This is a genomic window from Prochlorococcus marinus CUG1415 (assembly GCF_017696015.1).
Classification (GTDB): domain Bacteria; phylum Cyanobacteriota; class Cyanobacteriia; order PCC-6307; family Cyanobiaceae; genus Prochlorococcus_A; species Prochlorococcus_A marinus_AE.
This window is the reverse complement of the sequence record NZ_JAAORL010000001.1, coordinates 421,656-441,938: the sequence shown is the minus strand read 5'-3', so window position 1 is coordinate 441,938 and position 20,283 is coordinate 421,656. Positions and strand designations below refer to the sequence as shown.

Below are 20,283 nucleotides of genomic sequence, written 5' to 3'. Positions count from 1 at the left end.
TTGCTTTGAAAGAAATAAAATCTAATCCAGAAGGCAATAATAAAAAAGAACAATCCTCTTTAAAGAGAATTGGAAATTTTATTAAAGAGGCAAGGTTAAGTAGAGATCAATCTGTTGAAGAATTGGCTTCTGATTTAAAAATTGGATCTCATCAACTTAAAGCCATTGAAGAAGGCAATGAAGAAGAGCTACCTGAAAAAGTATTTATCAAAGCAATGATTCGTAGAATTTCACAGAAGCTGAAACTTGATACAGAATTTATAATGAATGAATTCAAGACTGAGAGGCAAGAGATAAAAATAGAACAAATAGTTGAAAAAGTGGCTAAAAAAACTAATAAAACTGTACAATCTAATGAACTAAGTCCACCAGGGTTTTGGATATTTATTTTAATCTCAGGCTTTCTTGGACTAGTCGCCTCATCCTTAATTTTCAATTTATTTTCAGAGTCTTTTCAGAATCAAACTCCAAAACAAGAACTTATTAAAAAAAACTAAATAACTTTTAAATACAAATTCTTTAGTTCTTTTATTACATTACGGCATAATCCTAAGTTCCATTTTTCAAGTAGAAGATCATTGTTTCTATTTAAAGGTAAAAGTTCAAAGGTAAGAAGATTTTCCTTCAATTTTATTTGAACTGAGGAGATTACCTTATCAGGTCTTTGATCAAGAGATGCTGCTAGTCTCAAAATTAATGACATTTCAAGAACTAATGTTTTATCTTCTTTGGATATTAAATTTTGCCAAGACTCATGTCTTTTCTTGGGTAGAGTCTTTCTATGGTATCTAGCTATCGAAGCAATAATATTTGTTTCTGCTTCAGAATATCCCAACAACTCACAATTTTTTATTAAGTACCAAGAGTGTTTGTGATATGAACCAACATTCACGTATTTCCCACAATTATAAAGATTAGAAGCTGCCCAAAGAAATTCTTTAGCTTTAGAATCATTATCGCTATGAAAAATATTTTTAGTCTGATCATAGATTTGAAAGGCAATATCGATAACTTTCTCAGCCCTTTTACTATCTACTCCAAACTTTCTAGCCTGATGAACTATCGTTGTTTTTCTAATATTGCTTTGAATATTTAACTCATTTTTTATTATCCCTTTACGAAGCATCCAATCAACAACTAAACCCTCTCTAAGCGCCCTCTCACTTATTGCTAATTCATTAAAGTTCAACATATCCATTGCAGTATTTAATATCAATGCACCTGGAATAATTATTTCTGCTCTTCTCTCACTTAATGAAGGTATTTTCTTGATTTCCGAAACTGGCATATTAATTAGTTTTTCCAATACATTCTGTAAATTTTCCCTTTTAAATTTATAACCATGCAACTTTTGTTTAGATTCTCCTAAATCATCTAAAATCAAATTTCCTAATGAAGTTGCAGTGCCACTTGTTGCAATCATAGATAAAGACTTATCTCCCTTAGATCTACTCTTTATTTTTCGAACGGATGGTTCCAAAGAGCCTTGAATAAAAGTTGTTAGAAACTTCGATCTTTCTGAATTTAAAGGTTCTTTATTTAAAAAATCATTCTTAAGTCTTACCGCACCAACTCTAGAACTGGTAAGAGCTATTGCATCTTTTTTATCTGCAAGTATTAATTCTGTAGATCCTCCTCCAATATCTATGATTACATAAGATTGGTCTTCAAAAGCCATCCCAGAAAGAACACCAAGATAAATTAATCTGGCTTCCTCAGAACCACTTATCAATTCTATTTGAATCTCAGTTTCATCAAGAACTCTTCTAATAAAATCTTGACCGTTTGGCGCTTCCCTAACTGCACTTGTTGCTGCTGTTACTATTTGTTTTACTCCATTACTTTTACAATATTCCTTAAATCGCTTAAGAGTAACTAATGCTCTTTGGATTGATTCTTCAGTAAGATTACCCTCCTCATCTCTTTCTCCAAGACGAGTGGTTGATTTATCAGTAAATTTTATTGAAAATGATTTTAATTCTAGATTGATTTCTGCTACCAAGAGATGTGTAGAGTTAGTTCCAATATCTATCGAAGCTACTAAAATTTGCTTTTCTTGAAAATATCTTAAATCTTGTTTCTGTATCATTTCTTTTTATAAGATGCAGACATCTTTAATCCATTAATAAATATACTCAAGATTGATTATTAAATAATAGAAATTACTTAATCCTAGTAAGATTATTTAAAGTTATGAAATATACAATAGGTTATATGCAAAATAAAAATCGAGAACTTAAATTAAGTACTTTTTTTGAATTATTAAGGTGGAATAAGCCTACTGGAAGAATAATCTTACTTATTCCTGCTGGATGGAGTTTATATTTAACACCAAATGCTAATCCAACATTTTTAATGTTGTTAAGAATAATCCTGGGAGGACTAGTAGTAAGTGGATTAGGCTGCGTGGTTAATGATATTTGGGATAAAAAAATTGATCAAAGAGTTTTTAGGACAAAAAATAGACCTCTAGCTGCAAATAAAATCGGTCTTAAAGCGGCTTATTCAATTCTTTTCTTTTTAATTTTATTTAGTTTCTTTTTAACTTTGTCACTACCTCAACCTGGAAGGCTCCTTTCCATTTTACTTGCTTTTTTAGCTTTACCTATTATTTTAATTTATCCTTCTGCCAAAAGATGGTTTAAATATCCTCAATTAATATTATCCATCTGCTGGGGTTTTGCTGTCTTAATTCCCTGGGCAGCAAATGAAGGCAATTTGAATAGTATTGTTTTATTGTTTTGCTGGCTAGCTACCATTTTTTGGACTTTTGGTTTTGACACGATTTATGCTTTAGCAGATAAAAAATATGATATCAAAATTGGAATAAATAGTTCCGCTGTTAACCTCCAGAACAATACAAGAATAACTATTCAAATTTGTTATTTTTTAACTTCTAGTTTTCTTGCATTATGCGGATTTATTAATCAAATGGATTTTATTTTTTGGCCAATTTGGCTTATAACGTCAATCTTAATGCAGAGAGATATACTAAAGGTATTTCCTGAGGAAAAGCAATCAATAAAAAATATTGGGAATCACTTCAAAAATCAATCAATTTATGGAGGAGTACTTTTATTTGGAATCATTATTGCCTCATAAATTCTAAATATGGTTTTTAGATTAAAAAAAGGTGATCTAATCGAAATTGTAACTCCAGGCTCCTTTATTGATGAAGAAGAAAATTATCAAAAAGGCATAGAAATATTAAAAAACTGGGGCTTGGAAATTAATGAAAATAATTCTCTATCAAAAAAATTTGGTTATTTTGCAGGCGATGATCTAACTAGATTTGAAGAACTGGAAAAAGTACAAAATAGTAAGCTAATCATTTTTGCAAAAGGAGGCTGGGGTTCAGCAAGAATATTAGAAAAAGAACCTTCTTGGCAGCATGGGTTAATGCTGGGATTCTCAGATACATGTTCTTTATTATTATCTAAATATTCTCAAGGATTTATGGGTTCTATTCATGGGCCTATGGTTACAAGCCTTTACAAAGAGCCAGAGTGGAGTCTTGAGAGATTAAGAAATTTACTTTTTGAGGGATATGTTGAGGACATTAGAGGGATTCCTTTAAGAGGTGGAAAAGCGAAAGGAAATATTATAGTTTCTAACTTAACTATTGCTACTTTTTTAATTGGGACTAATCACTTTCCAGATTGCAGAGGGAAAATAATAATTTTTGAAGATATTAATGAAGATATTTATAAAATTGATCGCATGTTGACTTACCTCAGGATGACTAAAACACTTACTGAAATTGCGGGTATTGGATTCGGAAGTTTTTCTAATAATTCCTTCGACCTTGAATGGAAAGATTTACTAAAAAACTGCATTATTGAAAGACTCCAAGAGTTTAATTTTCCTATTCTTTTTGACCTCCCCATAGGCCACATCTCAGGGAATGCATGCATCCCGTTAGGGTATGAAGCAACCTTAAATGGTGATAACGGCATTCTTAGTATCAATAAATCTTTTTAACTAGGAGTGCTTCACAAAAAGTTTTGCTATTTTCAAATCTATGGGGGATGTAATTTTTATATTTGAATAAGTTCCTTCAATAATCTTTACTTTCCAATTAAGCATTTCGAATAGTGAGGCATCATCTGTGACTTTCCAGTTTTGATCAATTGCCATATTATGAGCTTTTTTTAATCTATCTACTAAAAAGCCCTGAGGAGTTTGCGCTGCCCATAAGTAATTTCTATCTGGTGTTTCTTTAATAAAACCTTCATTATTCACAATCTTTATTGTGTCAGTTACCTTAGTAGCCAAAATAACAGCTTCATTTTCATCTAATTGGTTTGCGCATTGGTCTATCAATTCAGGATTAATTAGACATCGAGCACCATCATGAATTAAAACTTTTTCAGCATCTTTTGGCAGTGCATTTAAACCATTAAAAACTGACTTTTGTCGAGTATCTCCACCATTAATCCAATTAACTTTATGGGCAAAGTTCTTTGCTGAATTTAATAATAATTCTTTATCTTTTGGTTGCCCAATTATTCCAACCCATTTTGTTGAGCTTGCAGAAAATACAGATTTAAGTGTCCAATAAATCAAGGACTCTCCCTCTAAATCAATAAGTAATTTATTTTTTCCAGCTTTCATTCTGCTACCACTGCCTGCAGCTGGTATTAAAAAGTGCACGATAAAAGGTCTTAATTTTTTCTAGACAATTATAAATAAAAACAATATCTTTACACAAATAGTACTACGATTGAAAATTATAAAATTTTACAATGACCAATACAGATTTATTATCAGGCAAAGTTGCTTTAATAACTGGAGCTAGCAGAGGAATTGGTAAAGAAATTGCTTTAGAACTAAGCCGCTTGGGAGCAGAAGTTTTTATTAATTACTCTTCCTCCGATGAAAAAGCTGAAGAAGTCGTAAATTCAATAAAAAATTCGGGAGGTAAAGCTCATAAATTAAAATTTGATGTTTCAAAAGAGGATTCTGTTAGTTCAGCTTTTGAAGACATCATAAAAATCAATGGCTCCATTGATATCCTCATTAACAATGCTGGTATTACTAGAGATGGACTATTGATGAGAATGAAATCGGAACAATGGGATGACGTACTAAATACAAACTTAAAAGGAGTTTTTCTTTGTACAAAATATGCGTCAAAATTTATGATGAAAAAAAGAAGTGGTAGTATCGTAAATATTTCATCTGTTGTTGGAATAATTGGTAATCCCGGTCAAGCAAATTATTCTGCAGCCAAAGCTGGCGTTATTGGATTCACAAAAACTTGCGCTAAAGAATTTGCTTCAAGAGGTATAAACGTAAATGCAATAGCTCCAGGTTTCATAGAAACAGAGATGACTGAAAAACTTAATACTGAAGAGATTCTTAAAGTTATTCCTTTAGGGAAATTAGGAAGTTGTACTCAAATTGCAAACTTAGTTTCATTCTTAGTTTCAAGTAATGCAGGAAGTTACATTACAGGACAAACAATTAGTATTGACGGAGGTATGAGTATTTAATTATGTACTTTCGTAAGGCTGGCCCAATTCATCTCTTAACCTTCTAATTTTTTGTAATAGTTTTAGTCTTCGACTTCTAGCCGTTAATGTCAAGAAAAATCTTAGAGGAAAGTATATTAGTGTCATAGCAATCGCGAGGATCGCGGTAAGAGTAAAAATAAGATTATTTGTTTCATCCATATTCTAAAGATACTATTATTTGAATTAATTTGTATGTCTCATTAAAAGAAATTCGGCTTTCCCCACTTAATTAAATATCCCTTAAAAATGATTCTATGGGAGATTAGAATAAGAATAAAGAACGAGTAAACATGGCTAAACAGTTAAGTTTTTCTAATGAATCAAGAGAAGCGTTAGAGAAAGGTGTAAATTTCGTAGCTAATGCAGTAAAGGTTACTATTGGGCCGAAGGCAAAAAACGTAGTCATAGAAAGAAAATTTGGTTCTCCAGATATAGTAAGAGATGGATCTACAGTTGCTAAAGAGATTGAGATTGAAAACCCTATTTCTAATTTAGGAGCGAAGTTAATAGAGCAAGTTGCATCCAAAACAAAAGAGAGTGCTGGTGATGGAACAACAACAGCAACCATTTTGACTCAGAAGATGGTTCAGGAAGGATTAAAAAATATTGCTTCAGGTGCTAGTCCCATGGAGTTAAAAAAAGGTATGGAGGTAGGCTTAGCTTTTGTTCTAGAAAAATTAAGTTCTAAAAGTATTTCATTAAGTGGTTCTGATATCCAAAAAGTTGCAACAGTTAGTGCGGGAGGTGATGAAGAAATTGGATCTATAATTTCAAAGGCCATGGATATTGTTACTTCGGATGGTGTAATAACTGTTGAAGAATCTCAATCATTAGATACAGAATTAGATATAACTGAAGGAATGTCTTTTGATAGAGGATATAGTTCTCCGTATTTTGTAACAGACCAAGAAAGGCAAGTTTGTGAACTTGAAAACCCCAAAATATTAATAACTGACCAGAAGATTTCAACGTTAGCTAATTTAGTTCCAATATTAGAAGAAATTCAGAAATCAGGATCACCTTTTCTAATTCTCGCTGAAGATATAGAAGGAGAAGCATTAACGACTCTTGTCTTGAATAAGAATAGTGGAGTTTTGAATGTAGCTTCCGTGAGGGCTCCATTATTTGGTGAGAGAAGAAAAGCTGCCCTTGAAGATATTGCAATTCTTACAGGGGCTAAGTTAATTAGCGAAGATAAATCAATGACACTAGACCAAGTATCGATTAATGATTTAGGTAAAGCAAAAAAAATAACCATAACAAAGGATAAGACTACTATTGTTGCCTTTGAAGACACTAAAGATTTAGTTAAAGCGCGAGTAGAGAAATTAAAGAGAGAAGTCGAGATTACAGAATCAGAATATGATCAGGATAAAATCAATGAAAGGATCGCCAAACTTGCGGGAGGTGTGGCTCTTATAAAAGTAGGAGCTGCAACAGAAACAGAGATGAAGTTCAAAAAATTGAGAATAGAAGATTCCCTTAATGCTACAAAAGCTGCTATTGAAGAAGGTGTTGTTTCTGGAGGTGGTCAAACTTTAATTGAAATATCAGATGAACTTTTAAATTTAAGTCAAAAATCCTCCGATGATTTGAGAACAGGCATAAATATAGTAAAAGAAGCCCTTTCAGAACCTACTAAACAAATAGCAAAAAATGCTGGTTTTAATGGCGATGTAGTTGTCGCTGAAATTAAGAGGCTTAACAAAGGCTTTAATGCTAATTCAGGAAAATATGAGAATTTAAAGGAGTCAGGGATATTAGACCCAACTAAAGTAATAAGATTAGCGCTTCAAGATTCAGTATCTATTGCAGCTATGCTTCTGACAACAGAAGTTGCTATTGCTGACATTCCAGAACCTGAAGCTGCCGCGCCTGGAGGGCCAGGTGGAGATCCGATGGGAGGTATGGGAGGTATGGGTATGCCAGGAATGGGTGGTATGGGTATGCCAGGAATGGGTGGCATGGGTATGCCAGGAATGGGTGGCATGGGTATGCCAGGAATGGGTGGCATGGGTATGCCAGGTATGATGTAAAAAGCTAACTAGCTTTCTTATCGTTTTTAATCCACTTTCGTCAATTTTTAATATAAGACAGGAGTGATTTTTGTGAATTTATATATTGATTTATATTATTAGAATCTTGATTTTTGCTAATTTTTTCATTATTCCTGGAATTTTTTAAGCCATTCAATTCCCATTTTGTTTCTTCTATATTTTCTGATTTTTTTAATAATTCAAGCTTAATTTGTTCTTAATTTTCTTCTTCATGCTGATATCCCCTTAGTACTGGGCTATGGAGTAATAAATCATTTAATAAATCAATCCCAAATCGATGGACCTACTTAAGAACAACATGTTCTTTAAGAAAAATTATTCTCTAAAGAGGCCTTTAAAAAACTTCTATTAGATGATTTTTTAAAAGCATATTTTTTTTAATTTAACTTTCTATTTAAAAGAGGTCTTATAATAATTAAGGAAAAAACTGTCAAAGAAAATAAAATTGAGATACAACTCTTACAAGTTAAATCACCATATGGGGCATGTAAAGCCACTAATTCTAAATCCATAGTTTGTGTGTAAGCTGTCCTAATAGGTTCAATCGCAAAAGTTAATGGATTTAATGAAGCTAACCAACCCAGCCAATTTGGCATAAAAGAGATTGGAGCTAAAGCAGTGCTTGCAAAAAGAAGAGGTAAGTTTATTACGAAAATAAGAGCGATTAATTCAATATGTCCCGGCAAAACAAACGCTAAACATAAACTTATTGATGTCACAAAAAGAACTAATAAAATTAGTGTTGTAAAGACAATTCCTAAACCATATAAATTTGGCCATCCATAACCCAAAATATATGAAACAACCATTATTACAATACTCTGAATAAAGCTCAGGATTGTTATGTAAAAAAAAGAAGATAAAACTATGGATAATCTACTGGTTAAAGGAGCCACAAGTAATCTATTAAGAAATCCAAACTCTCTATCAAACATTAAAGGAAGACCAGAGTTTAGGGCTCCGCTAAAAGCAGTAAAAACAATAAGTCCCGCTCCTAAAAAATTCCCATAAGAATCAACTCCTGGTAAAAAACCTTCGGGAGCTTTAGAGAATAATGCCCCAAATAAAAAAAGCCAAATTATGGGTTGTAATATTCCAGCTAAAAGAGTTGATGGTCTTCTTTTTAATTGAATAAATAATCTCTTTGTTAAGGCAAATGTTTCTTGATATAAAAAAAATAAATTATACTGTTTTAATTCCATAATTAGCAGTAATTAGTTTTCATTATAGTTAGTTAAGCAAAAGTTTTTTATCGCATTGATTGCTTTGATTCTTTTTTAAGGTCTCTTTTCCCTGTCATAAAAATTTCGGCATCCAATAATGTTTTCCCAGTTGCCTGAAGATATACATCATCCAAGCTTGGCTGACTTTGGGTAAGAGAAAAAATTTCAAACTTTGAGAAGGCCAATTCCACTTTGAGCTTCGTAAGTAAATCTTTTTCCTTATCTGCTACAAAATTTATGGAGAAACCTTGAGCTTCATTTATGATAATCTGACTAATTCCATCTATTGAAGATAAAATTTGACATATATTTTTTGCTTCTTCCTGATTACTAAATTCTCTTACTTTCAAAGTTACTCTATCTCCTCCTAATTTTTTTTTGAGTTCTACAGGAGCTCCTTGTGCTATAACTCTTCCATCATCAATTATCACTAATCTGTCTGCCAATTTATCTATTTCATCAAGATAGTGACTGCTTAAAATAATAGTCATCCCATCATTTCTGAGATGTTTCAAAAGTTGCCATATAATATTCCTACTTTCAATATCTAAACCAACTGTAGGTTCATCCAATATTAATACTTGGGGCAAATGTAACAGTCCAGCTGCCAGATCTATTCTTCTTTTCATCCCCCCTGAATAAGTTCCGCACTTACGATCAATCCAATCATTCATTTCTAATTGATCTATTAATTTCTTTATCCTTTCAAATTTTTTGTTTTTGTTGAGATGATATAAATCTGATTGAAAATCCAAAAGCTCTCGTCCAGTTAATATTTTATCAAGTGCAATGTCCTGGGCAACATAACCAATTAATTCTCTAATTTTTCTAGAATTTTTTATCAGATTAATATTATTTATAAAAACTTCTCCACTATCAGGCTCTATTAAAGTAGCGAGTATTTTTATTAGTGTTGATTTGCCAGCACCATTTGGACCTAGTATTCCGAATAATGTGCCAGCTTCAATTTCCATCGATAAATTTTTTAATGCCTTAATACCTGAATAAGATTTTGAGAGCCCTTTAACTTTTATATAATTCATCAAACTTACTATTTAATTAAAAAACATTTTACATCTAATTTAATTACTAAGCAGGGATAATATAGAGACAAATATTTGCATAGATTGCTGCTCAAATTCTACGGATAGTTGGGTTCTGGAAATTAATAACAAAAGACAAATACCAAACATATATAGAATAGACCACCTAAAAAGAGACTTTGCTCTTGAAAGATCATCAGGAGATTTCTTTAATTCATTTATTAATTGAATAAGTCTTCCATTAAATGGCAATAACATAATTCCATATAAGAGCCCTCCTTCAGGTAAAGCAAAGACTCCCATTATACTCATTAAAACTGTTGCCCATCCGTAACGAGAAATCGCTTTAGCAGTAAAAACAGATCCCTTAACAGAAGGGAGCATAGGAATACCAACAGATGCATAATCATCCTTCAACAAAATTGCAAGTGCCCAAAAATGAGCTGGGGTCCATAACATTACTAAGCCAAACAACCACCAACCACTAAGGCCTACATGCCCTGTAGCAGCAGATGCTCCAACTAAAGGTGGTATCGCACCAGCAACTCCTCCGAAAACAATATTTTTTGTTGTACGAGGTTTCAAAATAACTGTATATAAAATCACGTAGCTAAATAGACCAAGAAGAGTTAATCCCGCAGCTAAATAATTTACACCACTTACTAAAAGCATAGAAGCTGCCAAAGTACATGATACGGCAGCTAAAAATACAGTCTCAGATGACAACTTTCCTGCGGGTAAAGCTCTTTTGCTAGTTCTTGTCATCCGCTTATCTAATTCCATTTCCCACAAACAATTAAGTGCTCCTGCTGCTGCTGCTGCCAAAGCTCCACCTCCTAAAGTACAGATAAGTTTTGGAGAAGGTAAAGGCCATTCCTCTGTTAAAGCCATTCCTCCCAAAGTTGTTGCCAGTAAAAGTGGGATTAATCTGGGTTTTGCTACTTCAAGCCAAGGAGGCAAAGTTAATCTTTTTCTTGAAGGTACAACTTGATCCCTAATTGAAGATTTATAGTTCAAGTTTTCCAAGTTACTACTGTTCATGAATTGATACCAACCATTTGAGAATTTAGGGAGTGGTTTAGACCTTTTTTGTTAAAAGGATTTCTAAAAATTAATGTTGTTAATATCGCAATAAATAAAGAAGCATTGAGTTGATGACCGATAATAAAAATAGGTTCATTCAAATTTGTTTTAAGACTTAAAACACCCAAAACAATCTGGGAAAACAAGAGAAAAATAAGTGCTGAGAGATATTGCCAATTTTCAGTAAGCAAACTTCTCTTATAAATTGCAGTAGCAATAATCAATAGAATTGAAAAAGTAATTGGAAAAGCAAATAATTTATGAGTATTTAGAATTAGGCATTGTTTATTAAAAGATAAGCAAATATGTGCTGACCAAGTTGATGAAAGCCTTACTCCAATAAAAGATTGAATCAGAGTAAGTAAAAGAGGAATAAACAATAATAATCTCCACCAAATTAATGGTTCTTCTATTTTGTTATTTTCTAAATTTTGATTTATTGAAATTGTTGTAATGAGAAGTAGAAATGCTATTAAAAGATGGCCCGTAACAGTATATGAATCAAGCAGGTTTATTACTGTTAAAGCTCCAAAAGATCCTTGGATAATAACAAGACAAAGTAGTAATGAATAAGTTTTAGGTAACCAATTTGGAATTTCTTTTTTCCAGATAATTGAAAGGGCAAATTTAAAAAGAATTAATACTCCAACAAGAAAAGCATCTAGGCGATGAAACCACTCTAGAAAAACTCTTAGGTTCATATGACTAAAAGGCAAAAATGATCCATAACATAATGGCCAATCTGGACAAGCAAGGCCAGCCTCCATGACTCTCGTAGCACCTCCAATGACAATTAGGGCGATGAGTGCAAATACACTATGCCTTCCTAATCTTTTAAAAATTGGCAGATATTTTGATTTATATAATTGGTTATTAATCAAATGGATAAAACCTATTATTTTGCATAATAATTTAGATTCAAAAACCAAACATTAATTAAAAATTAATATGTTAAATTTAAAAAATAATTTATTAATTTAATCTTTTTTCCCTGACAATTAAATCTAAAAAGTTATTAATAATACGTCTTTTCTTTCAGAAATCTTAAGAAGTTATGAATTTAAATGATTTTCTTTTAATAAAGGATGCAGAATTTTAAATATTGAATATCTTAAAAATATAAATACAAATTTTTAGACATCAATTGTTAAATAAAAACATTTATTTAATACTAATAATTTCACTCGTTTTTTCTATATCTTTTTGGATCGGATTCAATGTAAATTTGCTCCCAGCTGAAGCAAGTATTAATGCTCCAATTTACGATGAACTCTTTAAAATTCTTTTCATCATAGGCTTAATTATTTTTATAGGAATGACAATAGCTGTTATTTATAGTTTATTTAAGTTTAGGAAAAGGAATGATCAGATAGGCGATGGTATAGCTTTAGAGGGAAACTTAAGATTAGAAATTGTATGGACAATTATCCCTTCAATAATTGTTTTATTAATAGGTTTATATAGTTACAACATCTACGACCGAATGGGAGGGATGAAGGAACTAAATCATAACCATGAAATGATGAGTTCAAATCCTGAAAAAATATGGGCTGGAATTAGTCAAACTTCCGATAATGAAATATCAAAAAATAATTTATCAATTGAAGTTTCGGCTATGCAATTTGCATTTCTATTCAATTATCCCAAAGGAAATTTTATATCAGGAGAGCTACACGTTCCTGTTGATCAAAAAGTATCGATGAAAATGGAATCTAAAGATGTCATTCATGCTTTTTGGGTGCCAGAGTTCAGAATTAAACAGGATATTATTCCTGGACAACCAACTGTTCTAAATTTCACTCCTACGAAAGTAGGGAAATATCCAATAATTTGCGCAGAATTATGTGGCCCATATCATGGGGGAATGAGAGCCTCGATAATTGTTGAAGAAGAATCTGATTACAACGATTGGTTTGACAAAAATAAAAAAACAGAGGTGAATTTATGACAATATCAATTGATCCACAAAAAACTAATAATGAAAGTCTTCAACCTAAAGGCTTGCTTAGATACTTTAGTTTTAGTCTCGATCATAAAGTGATTGGAATACAATATCTTGTTTGCGGTTTTCTTTTCTATTTGATTGGCGGAACTTTAGCTAGCGCTATAAGAATTGAACTGGCTAGTCCAATGTCTGACTTTATGCCAAGAGATGTTTATAACCAAGTTTTAACCTTACATGGAACAATAATGATATTCCTTTGGATAGTGCCTGTAGTTAACGGTGCTTTTGGAAATTATTTAATTCCATTTTATGTGGGTGCAAGAGATATGGCATTCCCAAGATTAAATGCCGTAGCTTTTTGGTTAATTCCTCCATCGGGTTTGATGCTAGTAGCAAGCTATTTTGTTGAGGGGGCTGCTCAGGCTGGATGGACGGCTTATCCACCTTTGAGCATAACTACTCCTCAATCGGGACAAATAATTTGGATACTGAGTGTTCTATTACTCGGAGGCAGTTCTATCTTTGGTGGGATAAACTTTATCGCCACCATTATCAAATTAAGAAGACCAGGATTAAAACTCATGCAATTGCCAATGTATTGTTGGGCAATGCTTGGGACAAGTCTATTAGTTGTCTTATCAACTCCTGTTTTGGCAGGCACCTTAATTCTGCTTAGCTTCGATATCATCGCTAAAACAGGGTTTTTCAATCCTGTTTTAGGTGGCAATGTCGTAGTTTATCAGCATTTATTTTGGTTTTATTCTCATCCAGCAGTTTACATTATGGTCCTTCCTGCCTTTGGTTTAGTTAGTGAAATACTTCCTGTACATGCTAGAAAACCACTTTTTGGATATACAACAATGGTTTTTTCAATAATGGGGATAGTAGTTTTAGGGTTAGTTGTTTGGGCACATCACATGTTTACAAGTGGAACGCCCCCTTGGATGAGATTGTTCTTTACTATAGCGACAGCATTTATTGCTGTTCCAACCGGTATAAAATTTTTCAATTGGGTTGCAACCTTATGGGGAGGTAAAATTTCCATCAATAGTGCAATGTTATTCTCTTGTGGATTTATTATAAATTTTGTTTTTGGAGGTATTACAGGTGTTGCTTTGGCACAGGTACCTTTCGATATTCACGTTCATGATACCTATTTCGTTGTAGCCCATTTTCATTACATAGTTTATGGGGGGACAGTTTTTATTATTTTCTCTTCGATATATCATTGGTTCCCCAAAGTAACTGGGAAAATGCTTTATGAAAAATTAGGAATTTTACACTTTATCATTACCTTTATTGGATTTAACTTGTGCTTTGCTCCTCAACATTGGCTCGGTTTAAATGGAATGCCGAGAAGAGTTGCAGAATATGATCCTCAATTCCAGTTCGTTAATCAAATTAGTAGTCTTGGAGCTCTCTTAATGGCTATAAGTACAATTCCTTTTTTAATTAATGTTTTCATTAGTGTAAGAAATGGAAAAGATGCTGGAGATAACCCTTGGAATGCTCTTACACCTGAATGGTTAACATCTTCTCCTCCTCCAGTTGAAAATTGGGAAGGCGAAGCTCCATTAGTTGAAGAACCTTATGGTTATGGTAAACAATTTTCTGAACAAAAATAAAAACATATGACAACTCTAGATAGTTCAAAAGAAATTCAAAAAAATAATTCTGAAGTTAAGGAAACACACGAAGACTTCAGAATGTTTGGTCTCATAACTTTCCTAATTGCGGACGGAATGACTTTTGCTGGATTCTTTGCTGCTTATTTAACTTATAAAGCAGTAAATCCATTACCTGATGGTGCTATTTATGAATTAGAACTCCCAATACCTACACTAAATACAATTTTATTACTTGTTAGTAGTGCAACTTTCCATAAAGCAGGTAAAGCACTTTTAAAAGATAAAAACTCTGATTCCCAAAAATGGTTGTTTTTTACTGCATTTCTTGGAATTATATTTTTAATATGTCAATTATTTGAATATTTTCATTTACCATTTGGATTAACCGATAATTTATTTGCAAGTACTTTTTATGCTCTTACTGGTTTTCATGGATTACATGTCACTTTAGGCACTTTAATGATTTTAATTATTGCTTGGCAATCGAGAATTAATGGTGGAAGAGTCACTAGTCAAAATATATTCCCATTGGAAGCTGTTGAATTGTACTGGCATTTTGTAGATGGAATATGGGTTATTTTATTTATTATTTTGTATCTTTTATGAAAAACTAAATTTTAAAAATTAAATATATTTTTTATTAATTTATATTGCCACAGTTCTCTATTTTTAGTAAGAATATATAATTAGAAATTTGTTAGATAATGCTAGAAGGAAAAGAACTTCTTGAGAAAGCAAAATTATTAAGTAAACAATCTGAAGATGAGATAGCCAAAGGCTGTGGTTATGTTGGTCCAAGCGGTAGAGTCTTAAGAAAAAGTTTTTACAGAGCGCTTATCGCAGCTAAGGGTTACAAAATAGGAAATGGTCGTCAAGGGAAAAATGGTAATAGAGCTTCAAGAGGCAGACAGGCAGAATTTAAAACTAAAGTTCATGGCAATGGGAACCTATTAATTGGTCATGCCTACACCAAAAAATTAGGTCTAGAACCTGGTCAGGAATTCAAAATCGATCTAAAAAAAGAGTCAAAAACAATTTATCTGGTTCCATTAAATTAAAAATATATTTCACCAACCGTTTTCTTTAAGCCACTCCAAAGAAATATTATTTGATGAGAAATCTTCTTTACTATTTTTATTGAATAAAAGTAATTTCTCTACATATTTAATTAGTGCATCTGCCTCAAGGTTTACGCTTTCACCAACATTTAATTTATTCAGATTTGTGTTATGCCAAGTATGAGGAATTATCGCAATAGTAAATATTTCTCCTTCCTGCTCATATTTTGCAATTGTAAGACTTATACCATTTACACAAATACTACCTTTATTAACTACATATTTCGAAAAATTATTATTTTTCCACTTTATGGATAAAAGCCAAGATTTCTCTAATTTTTCTATATTCTCAACTGTTCCAAGGCCATCAACATGTCCACTGACTATATGCCCTCCTAGACGATCAGATACCCTAAGAGCGGGCTCCAAATTAACAATCTGATTAAGGTTCGACTTTACTCCTAAAGTTGTTTTTTTTAATGTTTCCTCACTAACATCAACAGTAAATTTATTTTGAAAAATCTCTTTAACTGTCAAACAAATCCCATCAACAGCTATGCTATCTCCGATTGCCATATCAAATAAGTTATCTAAAATTTCAATTTCTAAAATATTTTTTTCTTGTTTTAGTTTTCCAATTGATTGAATTATTCCTGTGAACATAGATTTAAAAAAAATATTTTTGCAAAATTTTGTATTTACTTTAATTTACTTTAAATCATTTTCAACTATAAATAAATTAAAGAGTAAATAAAAAGAAATTGATCATATTTAGATGATTATTAATTCACAAAAAAGATCATTTGGTAGAGGGGCGAAAGTGAGCTTATTCACTTTAGGGACAATGCGAGCAACTGAGAGTCTAGAAAAAATGTATAGCATAATAAAAAATGCATATTATGTAGGAATTAACCACATAGAAACAGCACCTTCTTATGGTAATGCCGAATCACTCATTGGAAATTCAATAAAAAAACTAGCATTAGTAGACAACATACCCGAAAAAAACTGGGTGATTACTACCAAAGTTTTACCAAAGGGTGATTTTAACTTTTTAAAAAAAAATTTTCAAAATTCTCTTAAAAATTTAAATCGCGAGAAAATTAATAATCTTGCAATTCATGGACTCAATTTAAAACAACATCTAGCTTGGGTTCTAGAGGGAGAGGGTAAGAAATTCATATCATGGATACTTGAGAAGGAACTAGTTGATCAAGTTGGCTTTAGTTCACACGGAAGTTATTCACTAATTAAAGAAGCAATTAACTGTGAAGTTTTTAGTTTTTGTAGCCTACATTTACATTATTTAGATCAATCTAAAATTACTTTGGCAGAGCAAGCCATAAAAAAAGGTATGGGAGTATTAGCAATATCGCCCGCTGATAAAGGCGGTAGATTATATTCTCCAAGTGATATTTTGTTAGAGGCCTCAAAGCCTTTTCATCCATTAGAATTAGCGTATCGATTTCTTTTGGCAAAAGGCATTACAACTTTGTCCTTGGGGGCCACAAACAAAAAAGATTTTGAATTTGCTAATAAACTTAGAAACTCTTCCGAGAGGCTCACAACACCTGAAATAATTGCCCTCAATAAAATTGAGGAAGTGGCTAACGAAAGATTAAGCTCAACAAAATGTGAACAATGCAGATGTTGTGTGCCATGCCCAAATGAAATACCTATTCCAGAAATACTTCGTTTAAGGAATATATCTATTGGTTATGGCCAATTAGAATTTTCAAAAGAAAGATACAATTTAATAGGAAAAGCTGGCCACTGGTGGGAAGAAAAAAATGCCTCATTTTGTCAAGAGTGTAATGAATGTGTTCCTAAATGTCCTAGTAAATTAGACATACCAAATTTATTAAAGGAAACCAATAACTTATTAATTGAAACTCCTAAAAAAAGATTATGGGGTTAAAGATTCATTCCAGGAATTTTCAAGATTAATTTTTTGTTCATTTGTTAGGAGAGGGAAAGACCAACTATTATCCCAACATTTCTTAGAAGGTCCTGATATTGTGTTTATCTCAGAGTTATATTTACTTTGCAAATAATCACTATTGAATGGTAGATACCAACCTTGACTTACTAATTTATCTACTATTGATTTATTTTCTAAAGATTTAATCCATTTAATTAATATTTCATTATTTAGATTTGATCGACTAAGTAGAAAATGCCACATCAAAGGTACACCTTGATTTGGGAAAACCAAAGAAAGTCTTGGATCTATTTTTAAATATTTTGAGCAAAGACTATAAGGAACTATTGCGACACAAGCATGAGAATTAAGCAACCAATTGAGCATATTTTTATCATCAAATAACATTGCTTGGCTTTTAAGTTTTTTTAAAGAATTAAATGAATTTATTTTGTTAGCAATTGACAATATTATTCTGGGACTTTCTGGAAAAATTATTTTTCCAGTTAATTTTTTAGAAAGAAGGAAATCCCAAGAATTTCTAGCTGCATTTATTAATTCTCTATTATTTTTAATGATAATTGTATAAGGTACTAAGCCAATAGGAAATAGTTTACTTCTTTGATTTTGATTAAAACTTCCTAAAAAATCTATCGATCTCTTATCCAAATTTTCGATCAGTGGATATTCATTTATTTTTTCAAATTCAGCAAAATCTAAACTAGTAATCCATCCATCGTTTATTAAAGTAAAGTCAGAATTGAAAATTATGTTTCTATTTTTTTGTAGCTGGATACTTTCAAAATTAAATTTTTCCTGCTTCCAATCTTTTGGAATCGTATCTTTAAAAGATTGTGGATAAAAAGAATTTTGGAGTGCAATCTTTACTTTATTAGGAATATTACTGCAAGAGTTTAATAGAAATAAAAGCGAAAGCTTACCACAATTTAAAAATTCTCTTCTGGTTGCAAATTTTGAAAACATTCAGCAATCCTTCTCTAAAGAAATTTGACCTAGACCCTTCATCATTTCCAGATTTTGTTGACACAATGAAACTATTTCGTGATTTTTAAACCCATTCAAAAATGCAAGTATTGATATTCCACCAGCACCTACACCTTCTTTGACATGGCCTATTTCATAATCCTGCAATTCTTTATATATAGACGATTTAAAATTTAAAGGGCTTGCTAAACCTAATAATTTGATATCGTATTTCTCATTAATTAAATTTAATAAATCATTTAGAGAATTATCTTTTATAAGCCAGCCAGTTGTCGCAATAAAAACATCCTCAATAAAGTCATCTTTATTTTTTGCACCTAAGAATTCTAATACAAGCAAAATGACAGCCATCATTTGACTTCCACCAGACAATATTACAGGTTGTTTTGCTAATCTAGCACCAATTAATAAACCCATTGAGAAAGCTTGGAAAGGGTCTCCCACTGATGCGACAACATCAAAAGAGTCAAAATTAGTCTTGAGATTTGCATTTAAAAGTCCTTTCTGAACTACTTTTCTTCTTAGTTCTCTTGGAGCTTTAAATAAACTACTCCCTACTAAATCAGACACCTGCAAACCAAAAGCTTCCATTACTGCCTGAGCAGTTGTGGTGCCCCCTGGTACAGATTCAGAAATTAAGATGGGTTGTTTTGTGGATTTCCCTATCGCAAGACCTCTTTCATAGAGATTTATAACTCTCTCTTTGGGCATGGATTTACCAGTAGTAAGACAATTTGATGGTCCCAAATCTCTATCTTCTACAACCAAATGATTAAAATAAGGCTTTACTCCTATTCCAAGAGGAACAATATCTGGATAAATATTTATAAGCTTTGAACAAACATGACTTATTAGGGCAGGAGTTACTCCTGCATTGAGGAGAGGCAATTTATATTTATGATCTTTTGAAGCACCCTTAAGCAAAAATTCGGCATCTGCGAGCGCAGTTATTCTCCTTGATTTTGCATTAATACCTGCAGCGGAAATTCCTGAAATTTGAGATGTATTAGTGCCTGCAATTACAAGAAATATTTTGAAATTATTTATATCCTTTTTCAGTATTTCTATCCTATTAAGTTGTCTTTCTTGATTGGATTCATTACCAAAAAAATTTATCCCTAATTGTTTACTATACATTCTTATTTTTTTCAATTATTGAAATCAACTAAGTTATTTAATAATCTTGGAGGATCTGGGATAGTTAATTTAAATCTTGGGAACAGAGAATAGGCAACTACATGTACCGTTAAAACATAAACTATTTCTTGAAAAATTATTAATAAAATTGCACCTAATTGGATACTCAAAATTGATGGAGAAAAAGGTAAATCTAATAATCCAATGAACTTTTCTATTAGACCATAACTCGCTCTAGTAATTAACACCCAAAGATTATCGCCAACCAACGTAGATAATGCTATTACTCGGAGGAAGAAGCCTAGAGTTCCAATAATAACTCCTACAGTTAAACTAATTTTCCAACTCTTTTCTTTAAACCAACACCAGCCCAACCAAAAAGCCAAGATGCCATAAGGAAATAAAAATAAAGTTCCTCTAACAGGACCCATAATTATGAATAAAAGTAGAAATTGTATTAGGAGTCCTTCCAAGGCAGTTTTAGTTCCTCTTCTCAATTGCAATATGATCATTGGGAGGGGTAAAATCAACCTTAATAAAGCTCCCCCAATTGGCAAATAATATAGTGCAACCCATAATAAAGACGAAAGAGATGCTAAATATGAGGTCTCGACAATATTTAATGCTTCAGTTTTTGTTGTTATTTTCATTTTTTGTTGAATATTTT

21 protein-coding genes are annotated in these 20,283 nt (G+C 31.9%); 10 read left to right on the top strand and 11 right to left on the bottom strand.

What is annotated here, in order from left to right; genetic code table 11:
* The first annotated feature begins 5 nt into the window (after positions 1-5).
* Positions 6-497 (top strand): helix-turn-helix domain-containing protein, encoded by a 492-nt coding sequence (locus HA143_RS02505; RefSeq protein WP_209083071.1) that lies wholly within the window; start codon positions 6-8, stop codon positions 495-497.
* On the opposite strand, the gene HA143_RS02500 is transcribed toward HA143_RS02505, so the two are convergent.
* Entirely contained in the window at positions 494-2,089 is a 1,596-nt protein-coding gene (locus HA143_RS02500; RefSeq protein WP_209083070.1) for a Ppx/GppA phosphatase family protein, read from the bottom strand. The genes HA143_RS02505 and HA143_RS02500 overlap by 4 nt on opposite strands.
* Before the next feature lie 104 nt (positions 2,090-2,193).
* On the opposite strand from HA143_RS02500, the gene HA143_RS02495 reads away from it, so the two are divergent.
* Positions 2,194-3,102, top strand: a complete 909-nt coding sequence (locus HA143_RS02495) for a 4-hydroxybenzoate polyprenyltransferase (RefSeq protein ID WP_373921630.1) — start codon at positions 2,194-2,196, stop codon at positions 3,100-3,102.
* Between the two features lie 9 nt (positions 3,103-3,111).
* Positions 3,112-3,981 (top strand): LD-carboxypeptidase, encoded by an 870-nt coding sequence (locus HA143_RS02490; protein ID WP_209083069.1) that lies wholly within the window; start codon positions 3,112-3,114, stop codon positions 3,979-3,981.
* Here the strand turns inward: HA143_RS02490 and ispD are convergent, their stop codons facing one another.
* A complete protein-coding gene (ispD, locus tag HA143_RS02485) occupies positions 3,982-4,653 on the bottom strand; it encodes a 2-C-methyl-D-erythritol 4-phosphate cytidylyltransferase (RefSeq protein WP_209083068.1) in 672 nt (223 codons plus the stop codon). It lies immediately after the preceding gene.
* A 92-nt stretch (positions 4,654-4,745) separates the two neighbouring features.
* Here ispD and fabG point away from each other — a divergent pair, with 92 nt between their 5' ends.
* Positions 4,746-5,495, top strand: coding sequence for a 3-oxoacyl-[acyl-carrier-protein] reductase (gene fabG, locus HA143_RS02480; protein WP_209083067.1), 750 nt, complete (start codon positions 4,746-4,748; stop codon positions 5,493-5,495).
* Here fabG and HA143_RS09730 read toward each other — a convergent pair whose 3' ends face one another.
* A complete protein-coding gene (locus HA143_RS09730) occupies positions 5,496-5,675 on the bottom strand; it encodes a hypothetical protein (RefSeq protein ID WP_011376012.1) in 180 nt (59 codons plus the stop codon).
* A 131-nt stretch (positions 5,676-5,806) separates the two neighbouring features.
* Between HA143_RS09730 and groL the strand changes: the two genes are divergently transcribed.
* Positions 5,807-7,552 (top strand): chaperonin GroEL, encoded by a 1,746-nt coding sequence (groL, locus tag HA143_RS02475; RefSeq protein WP_209083066.1) that lies wholly within the window; start codon positions 5,807-5,809, stop codon positions 7,550-7,552.
* A 398-nt stretch (positions 7,553-7,950) separates the two neighbouring features.
* Here groL and HA143_RS02470 read toward each other — a convergent pair whose 3' ends face one another.
* The 4 genes from HA143_RS02470 to HA143_RS02455 are packed head-to-tail and all read right to left on the bottom strand — an operon-like array spanning position 7,951 to position 11,803.
* Positions 7,951-8,775, bottom strand: a complete 825-nt coding sequence (locus tag HA143_RS02470; protein ID WP_209083065.1) for an ABC transporter permease — start codon at positions 8,773-8,775, stop codon at positions 7,951-7,953.
* Positions 8,776-8,822: 47 nt separating this feature from the next.
* A complete protein-coding gene (locus HA143_RS02465) occupies positions 8,823-9,839 on the bottom strand; it encodes an ABC transporter ATP-binding protein (RefSeq protein ID WP_209083064.1) in 1,017 nt (338 codons plus the stop codon).
* Positions 9,840-9,878: 39 nt separating this feature from the next.
* Positions 9,879-10,880 carry a heme o synthase gene (locus tag HA143_RS02460; RefSeq protein ID WP_209083063.1) on the bottom strand — a complete coding sequence of 334 codons (1,002 nt, stop codon included), beginning with the start codon at positions 10,878-10,880 and terminating at the stop codon, positions 9,879-9,881.
* The gene (locus HA143_RS02455) at positions 10,877-11,803 is read right to left on the bottom strand and encodes a COX15/CtaA family protein (RefSeq protein WP_209083062.1); all 927 of its coding nucleotides are present in this window, start codon (positions 11,801-11,803) and stop codon (positions 10,877-10,879) included. The genes HA143_RS02460 and HA143_RS02455 overlap by 4 nt, the downstream gene beginning before the upstream one ends.
* 263 nt (positions 11,804-12,066) lie before the next feature.
* Between HA143_RS02455 and coxB the strand changes: the two genes are divergently transcribed.
* The 4 genes from coxB (at position 12,067) to HA143_RS02435 (ending at position 15,553) form a co-directional block, all read left to right on the top strand.
* Positions 12,067-12,870, top strand: a complete 804-nt coding sequence (gene coxB, locus HA143_RS02450; RefSeq protein ID WP_209083061.1) for a cytochrome c oxidase subunit II — start codon at positions 12,067-12,069, stop codon at positions 12,868-12,870.
* Complete coding sequence (gene ctaD / locus HA143_RS02445) at positions 12,867-14,492, top strand: cytochrome c oxidase subunit I (RefSeq protein WP_209083060.1); 1,626 nt, start codon at positions 12,867-12,869, stop codon at positions 14,490-14,492. The genes coxB and ctaD overlap by 4 nt, the downstream gene beginning before the upstream one ends.
* Positions 14,493-14,498: 6 nt before the next feature.
* A complete protein-coding gene (locus tag HA143_RS02440; protein ID WP_209083059.1) occupies positions 14,499-15,101 on the top strand; it encodes a cytochrome c oxidase subunit 3 in 603 nt (200 codons plus the stop codon).
* A gap of 98 nt (positions 15,102-15,199) precedes the next feature.
* The gene (locus HA143_RS02435; protein WP_209083058.1) at positions 15,200-15,553 is read left to right on the top strand and encodes an AbrB family transcriptional regulator; all 354 of its coding nucleotides are present in this window, start codon (positions 15,200-15,202) and stop codon (positions 15,551-15,553) included.
* A gap of 9 nt (positions 15,554-15,562) precedes the next feature.
* On the opposite strand, the gene HA143_RS02430 is transcribed toward HA143_RS02435, so the two are convergent.
* Positions 15,563-16,216 carry a riboflavin synthase gene (locus HA143_RS02430; protein ID WP_209083057.1) on the bottom strand — a complete coding sequence of 218 codons (654 nt, stop codon included), beginning with the start codon at positions 16,214-16,216 and terminating at the stop codon, positions 15,563-15,565.
* Positions 16,217-16,328: 112 nt separating this feature from the next.
* Between HA143_RS02430 and HA143_RS02425 the strand changes: the two genes are divergently transcribed.
* A complete protein-coding gene (locus HA143_RS02425; RefSeq protein WP_209083056.1) occupies positions 16,329-17,471 on the top strand; it encodes an aldo/keto reductase in 1,143 nt (380 codons plus the stop codon).
* Here HA143_RS02425 and HA143_RS02420 read toward each other — a convergent pair.
* From HA143_RS02420 to HA143_RS02410, 3 genes are read right to left on the bottom strand one after another with little or no spacing between them, the layout of a single operon-like run.
* Positions 17,460-18,458, bottom strand: a complete 999-nt coding sequence (locus HA143_RS02420; RefSeq protein WP_209083055.1) for a hypothetical protein — start codon at positions 18,456-18,458, stop codon at positions 17,460-17,462. The two genes, HA143_RS02425 and HA143_RS02420, sit on opposite strands and share 12 nt — an antisense overlap.
* A complete protein-coding gene (locus HA143_RS02415; protein ID WP_209083054.1) occupies positions 18,459-19,616 on the bottom strand; it encodes a nicotinate-nucleotide--dimethylbenzimidazole phosphoribosyltransferase in 1,158 nt (385 codons plus the stop codon).
* 11 nt (positions 19,617-19,627) lie between these two features.
* Positions 19,628-20,266, bottom strand: coding sequence for a DUF2232 domain-containing protein (locus tag HA143_RS02410; protein WP_209083053.1), 639 nt, complete (start codon positions 20,264-20,266; stop codon positions 19,628-19,630).
* Positions 20,267-20,283 lie beyond the last annotated feature (17 nt).